This window comes from Nonomuraea mesophila, assembly GCF_004352805.1.
GTDB classification, from domain to species: Bacteria; Actinomycetota; Actinomycetes; order Streptosporangiales; family Streptosporangiaceae; genus Nonomuraea; species Nonomuraea longispora.
This window is the reverse complement of sequence record NZ_SMLD01000109.1, coordinates 25,763-31,762: the sequence shown is the minus strand read 5'-3', so window position 1 is coordinate 31,762 and position 6,000 is coordinate 25,763. Positions and strand designations below refer to the sequence as shown.

Here is a 6,000-nt window from a genome sequence, read left to right as displayed (position 1 = left end):
GTCGCTCAGTGTCTCGTGGGCTCGGATTTTTTTTTTTAGTTAGCTCCCCAAGGCCCCCACCCGGCCGGGCACCGCCGGCGACATCGTCGTCACGTACCTGGCCGGCCAGGTCGCCGCCCTCCTCTCGCAGGACCCCCGGGTACGCAGGGCCGAGGAGGACGCCGTGCACCAGATGCGAGTGGCCGCCCGGAGGATGCGCAGCGCGCTCAAAGCATTCAGGACGGTCGTGAAGGACACCGACCGGCTCCAGGACGAGTTGCGCTGGCTCGGCAACGTCCTTGGCGAGGCGCGCGACCTGGAGGTCATCAGGGCCAGGTTCGGCAGGGCGCTGGACGGGCTGGCCCCCGAACTGGTCACGGGCCCCATCCAGGCGCGGCTCGGCACGGATCTGCTCGAACGAGAGCAAGGGGCGTACGAACGCATCAAGGACGCACTGAGCGGCGAACGCTACTACACACTCCTCAACGCGCTCGACTCCCTCGTCTCCGCCCCGAAACTGGGCAAGGCGGCGTCCAAGCCCGCGCAGGAGCGTCTCAGCGCCATCGCGGCGGCCACCTGGGACCGGGTGACGAGGGCGTACGACACCGCCCAGGCCGTCGAGGACCCCGAACGCCGCGAGTTCGCCATGCACGACGTGCGCAAGGCGGCCAAACGCGCTCGATACACCGCCGAAGCGCTCACACCGACGCTGGGCGCCGGCATGGCCAGGCTCGCCGAACTCGCCGAGGGCGTCCAGGAGATCCTGGGGACGCACCAGGACGGCGTGGTCGCGCAGCAGACCCTGGCGAAGGAGGCCGAGAACGCCCGCCAGGCCGGCGAGGACACCTTCACGTACGGGGTGCTCGTCGGGATCGAGCGCAGCGCGGCCGACCGGGCGCACGCCGAGTTTCCCGAGGTCTGGGCGAAGACCGCCGAAGCGGTCGACCAACTCCTATGACGATTTCTCCGGTCCTCCCGCGCAGCCATGAGGGCCGGAAACAAACCTGCCGCTTTCACGCCGCAGCCATGGGGCCGGTCATGTTGTCGCTTTCACGTCGGATAATGCTCGGCGCTCACGACGTGCCCGCCGGCCCGGTGCAGCACGGCGAAGGCGCCCTTGCGCAGGTGCACGCTCCTGCCGCTGAGCGCCTCGATCAGCCCCGGCAGCACCTTGCCGTGGCTGCACACCGCCGCGGGCGGCGTGAGGTCGCCGACCAGGGCGGGGGTTTTGCGCGGGTCCTGGCCCTCCTCGCTGAGCAGCGGCTCGATCCGGATCCCCGCGCCTGCCCGCGTCCCGGTCCCGCCGGGTGGCGCGGCTTGGTGCGGCATCGCGGCGAGGTACGGCTCCAGGGTCTGGACGCACCGGGCGCTGGGTGAGCTCACCAGCACCTCGGGCCGGTACGCGGGCAGCACGCAGGCCAGGTTCGCCGCCTGCGCACGCCCGGTGGCGTCGAGCGGCCGTTCGGCGTCATCACCCCGCCACTCGCTCCTCGCGCCGGCCGAGCCGTGCCGGACGAGCACGAGGGGCGTGGTCGCGAGCGGCGCCGCGGCCAGGGAACGCAGCAGCCCGGCGTCCCACTCGTACGTCAGCAGCCGCCCGGCCTCGTCCACGGGCAGCCAGCGCAGCTCGTCCACCTCGTCACCGGGCACGAACCCGTCGTCGGCGACCGCCCGGCCCACCCAGTAGTCGACCCGCTTGAGCCGCTCGGCCGTGAGGTAGTGGACGGGCGGGAGCGCGCGGCTGAGCACGATGGTCATGCCGGTCTCCTCGCGCACCTCGCGCAGGGCGGCGGCGATCACGTGCTCGCCGGGCTTGAGCTTGCCCTTGGGGAAGGTCCAGTCGTCGTAGGCGGGACGGTGGACGACGGCCACGTGGGGGCTGCGCGGCTCACCCCGCCAGACCACGGCTCCGGCCGCGCGGAGCAGGTCAGTCGTCAACGGTCCTCCAGCGACGGGTGCCGACGAGGTGGCTTTGCAGGTCCTCGCCCGGGTGGCGGGCCCAGGAGCCGTCGGAGCCGAGCCACCACGCGCTGGTCGTCTCGGCCATGGCCCGGTCCATCAGCTCGACGAGGTACGTCTTGTGCTGCTGGGACGTCACTTTGACCAGGGCTTCGACGCGGCGGTCGAGGTTCCTGCGCATCAGGTCGGCGCTGCCGATCCACAGCTCGGGCCGCCGGTCCAGGCCGAACTCGTACACCCGGGAGTGCTCCAAGAAACGCCCCAAGATCGACCTTACGCGGATATTTTCGGACAAGTCTGGGATCCCTGGCCGGAGCGTGCAGATGCCCCGCACCCACAGGTCCACCGGCACGCCGGCCCTGGACGCCCGGTAGAGCGCGTCGATGATCGGCTCGTCCACCAGCGCGTTCGTCTTGATCCTGATTCTGGCCGGGCGCCCGGCCTGCTGGTGGGCGATCTCCCGCTCGATCCTGGCCAGCAGCCCGCTGCGCATGGAATGGGGGGCGACCAGCAGCCGCCGGTAGGCGGAGTGGTTGGAGTAGCCGGTCAGGTGGATGAACAGGTCGGTCACGTCCTCGCCGACCAGCGGGTCCGCGGTGAGCAGGCCGAAGTCCTCGTACTGGCGGGCGGTCTTGGGGTTGTAGTTGCCGGTGCCGATGTGGCAGTAGCGGCGCAGCTCGCCCGAGATCTCCTGGCGGATCACCAGCGCCAGCTTGCAGTGCGTCTTCAGCCCGACCACGCCGTAGACGACGTGGCAGCCGGCGCGTTCGAGCTTGCGGGCCCAGGAGATGTTGGCGTGCTCGTCGAAGCGGGCCTTGATCTCCACGACCACCACGACCTGCTTGCCCGCCTCGGCTGCGTCGATCAGCGCGTCCACGATGGGCGACTCGCCGCTGGTGCGGTAGAGGGTCTGCTTGATCGCCAGGACGCGGGGGTCGGCCGCGGCCACCTCGATGAAGCGTTGCACGCTGGTCGCGAACGAATCGTACGGGTGGTGCAGCAACAGGTCGCGCTCGCGCAGGATCGAGAAGATGTCGTCCTCGGCGTTGATCACCTCGGCCGGCACGAACGGCCGGTAGCCGAGCTCGCCGCGGTCGAGGTCGGCGATGGCGTGCAGGCCCGTCAGGTCGAGCGGCCCCGGCAGCCGGTAGATCTCGTGCGGCGCCAGCTCCAGCTCCTCCACGAGCGGCGCCAGCACCTCGGGCGTGATCGTGTCCTCGACCTCAAGCCGCACGGGCGGGCCGAAGCGCCGCTTGAGCAGCTCCTTCTCCAGCGCCTGCATGAGGTTCTCCGTGACGTCCTCGTCCACGTCGAGGTCCTCGTTCCTGGTCACGCGGAAGACGTGGTGCTGGAGGATCTCCATGCCCTTGAAGAGCTGGCCGAGGTGGGCCGCGATCACGTCCTCCAGCGGCACGAACCTGTCCTTGGACGCGGGCACGAACCTCGGCAGCTGCGAAGGCACCTTGACCCGCGCGAACACCGTGTGATCGGTCGACGGGTTGCGCACCAGCACGGCCAGATTCAGGCTGAGCCCTGAAATATAGGGAAAGGGGTGGGCGGGGTCGACGGCCAGCGGCGTCAGCACCGGCCGGATCCGCTCCCTGAAGAGCTTGCGCAGCTCCGTACGTTCCTCCCGGCCCAGGTCGTCCCACCTGACGATCTCGATGCCCTCGCTCGCGAGCTGGGGGAGAACGTGGTGGTGGAAGGCCGTCGCGTGCCGTCTGGCCAGTTCGTCGGCGACCGTGCCGATCCTGGCCAGTTCTTCACGGGGCTTGAGCCCGCTCTTGGTCCGCAGCAGCAGGCCGGTGGCCATGCGCCGCTTCAGCCCGGCCACCCGTACGCGGAAGAACTCGTCGAGGTTGCCGGCGAAGATCGCGAGGAAGCGCACCCGTTCGAGCAGCGGCAGCGAGGCGTCCTCGGCCAGATCGAGCACCCGCTCGTTGAACTGGAGCCAGCTCTCCTCGCGGTTGAGGAATCGTTCCTGGGGGAGGGGCAGGTCGTTGGCGGGGGGAAAAGCTTCCGCGGACATATGTCGTATATTGCCCTGATTGGTTGAACAGCACGTTAACGTCGTCGCAACGGCTTACCCTCGTCGGTCAGCCCTGTTCAATCCCATCGTCATCCGCCATGACCTGCACGTTCAAGTTCGCTCGGGATGATCTACCTGACCGAGACGCGCGGCGCGCTCGGCCAGCCGGGCCTCCCGCTGGCGGATCTTCTCCTCGCGCTCGCGAGCCTTCTCGGCCTCCTTCAGCAGCCGCTCGCGTTCCTTCAACTCGCGCACCCTGGCCTTCTCGGCCTCTTTGAGCTCGCGCTGGCGTAGCTTCTCGGCCTCCTTGAGCTCCTTCTCGCGGGCCTTGTCCAGCTCGCGCAGCCCCTTGTCGCCGGTGCGCGGCTTGGCAGGCGGCGTCAGCTCGCGGGTCGTGAGGCTGATGGCCGGGCTGGGATTGAGCCCCGTCAGACCGTTCCACGCCAGGTTGACCAGGTGGGCGGCGACCTCCTCGCGTCCCGGCTTGCGTACGTCGAGCCACCACTGACCGGTCAGTGCCACCATGCCGACCAGCATCTGCGCGTACATCGGCGCGAGCGTGGGCTCGTAGCCGCGGGCGGCGAACTCGTCGGCCAGGACGTCCTCCACCTGGCTCGCGATCTCACTGATGAGGCTCGCGAACGTGCCCGTGCCGGAGGCGGCGTGGGAGTCGCGCACCAGGATGCGGAAGCCCTCGCTGCTCTCCTCGATGTACTGCAGCAGGGCCAGGGCGGCCCGCTCCAGCTTGATGAGGGAGTGGGAGGCGGCGAGGGCTTCGGTGATCATGCTGAGCAGCTTCTGCATCTCGCGGTCGACCACGACCGCGTAGACGCCTTCCTTGCCGCCGAAGTGTTCGTACACCACGGGTTTCGAGACCTGTGCGGTAGCGGCGATCTCTTCGATAGAGGTCCCGTCGAACCCCTTCTCCGCGAAGAGCGAACGGCTGATGCGGATCAGCTGTTCTCTTCGCTCGCTACCGGACATGCGTCTGCGGGATCGGGGTTCCGTCACGGTCTCCATAATGACGGCCACGGCAGTGTGGCCGCCTTCCGGCTGATCGGCGTCAGGCAATGCGTTTCGCCGCCAGCCGCTCCGGGTTCGGCCAGCGGACAGCGTGGACCCAGCCCAGCCGCTCGAAGATGCGGATCAGGCCGGCGCTCAGGTCGATCTGGCCCTTGAGCGCGCCGTGCCTGGCGCAGGTCGGGTCGGAGTGGTGCAGGTTGTGCCACGACTCGCCGAACGACGGGATCGCCAGCCACCACACGTTGCGCGACTTGTCGCGCACCTGGAAGTCCTCCTCGCCGAAGACGTGGCAGATGGAGTTGATGGACCAGGTCACGTGGTGCAGCAGGCCGATGCGGACGAGCGAGCCCCAGAACAGCGCGGTCAGCGCGCCCTGCCAGGACCACGTGATGACCAGGCCGAGCAGGCCGGGCAGCAGGATCGAGACCAGGGCCAGCGACGGGAACCACTTGTGCAGCTTGATGACGTCGGGGTCCTTGCACAGGTCGGGAGCGTACTTCTCCCTGTTGGTGCGCTCGCTCTCGAACAGCCAGCCCATGTGGGCGTAGAGCAGGCCCTTGGTCATGTTCTTGAAGCCGGGGCCGAAGCGCCACGGCGAGTGCGGGTCGCCCTCCTTGTCGGAGAACTTGTGGTGCTTGCGGTGGGTGGCCACCCAGTCGAGCACCGACATCTCCAGCGACAGGCTGCCGGCGATGCCCAGCGCGATCTTCAGCGGCCGCTTGGCCTTGAACGAGCCGTGGGTGAAGTAGCGGTGCAGGCCGACGGTGACGCCGAGCCCGGAGACGACGTAGAAGACGAAGGCGATCGCGATGTCCGTCCAGCCGAGGCCCCAGCCCCATGCCAGCGGCACCGCCGCCCCGATCGCGACGAGGGGCAGCCCGACGACGAGGGCGAAGGTGACGAGTTCGGTCTTCGACCGTGGCTCTGGTTCGAAGTCCGGTTTCGGGGCAGGGGAGGAACGTTCGGCGGTAACGGTCATGAGCGACCTCCAATGGCCTGTATGAGGACGA

The 6,000-nt window shown here is 69.0% G+C and carries 5 protein-coding genes; 1 reads left to right on the top strand and 4 read right to left on the bottom strand.

Translation table 11 applies throughout. The features are described from left to right. The first annotated feature begins 82 nt into the window (after positions 1 to 82). Positions 83 to 937: a CHAD domain-containing protein gene (locus E1295_RS32060; RefSeq protein ID WP_342775926.1), complete on the top strand. Its 855-nt coding sequence runs from the start codon at positions 83 to 85 to the stop codon at positions 935 to 937. 92 nt (positions 938 to 1,029) lie between these two features. Here the strand turns inward: E1295_RS32060 and E1295_RS32055 are convergent, their stop codons facing one another. The 4 genes from E1295_RS32055 to E1295_RS32040 form a co-directional block, all read right to left on the bottom strand. After that, positions 1,030 to 1,917, bottom strand: a complete 888-nt coding sequence (locus tag E1295_RS32055) for an NUDIX hydrolase (RefSeq protein ID WP_246080589.1) — start codon at positions 1,915 to 1,917, stop codon at positions 1,030 to 1,032. Continuing rightward, the gene (locus tag E1295_RS32050; protein ID WP_132636204.1) at positions 1,907 to 3,967 is read right to left on the bottom strand and encodes an RNA degradosome polyphosphate kinase; all 2,061 of its coding nucleotides are present in this window, start codon (positions 3,965 to 3,967) and stop codon (positions 1,907 to 1,909) included. The genes E1295_RS32055 and E1295_RS32050 overlap by 11 nt, the downstream gene beginning before the upstream one ends. A gap of 111 nt (positions 3,968 to 4,078) precedes the next feature. Continuing rightward, entirely contained in the window at positions 4,079 to 4,987 is a 909-nt protein-coding gene (locus E1295_RS32045) for a TetR/AcrR family transcriptional regulator (protein ID WP_246080591.1), read from the bottom strand. 43 nt (positions 4,988 to 5,030) lie between these two features. Further along, complete coding sequence (locus E1295_RS32040; protein WP_132636201.1) at positions 5,031 to 5,969, bottom strand: acyl-CoA desaturase; 939 nt, start codon at positions 5,967 to 5,969, stop codon at positions 5,031 to 5,033. Positions 5,970 to 6,000 lie beyond the last annotated feature (31 nt).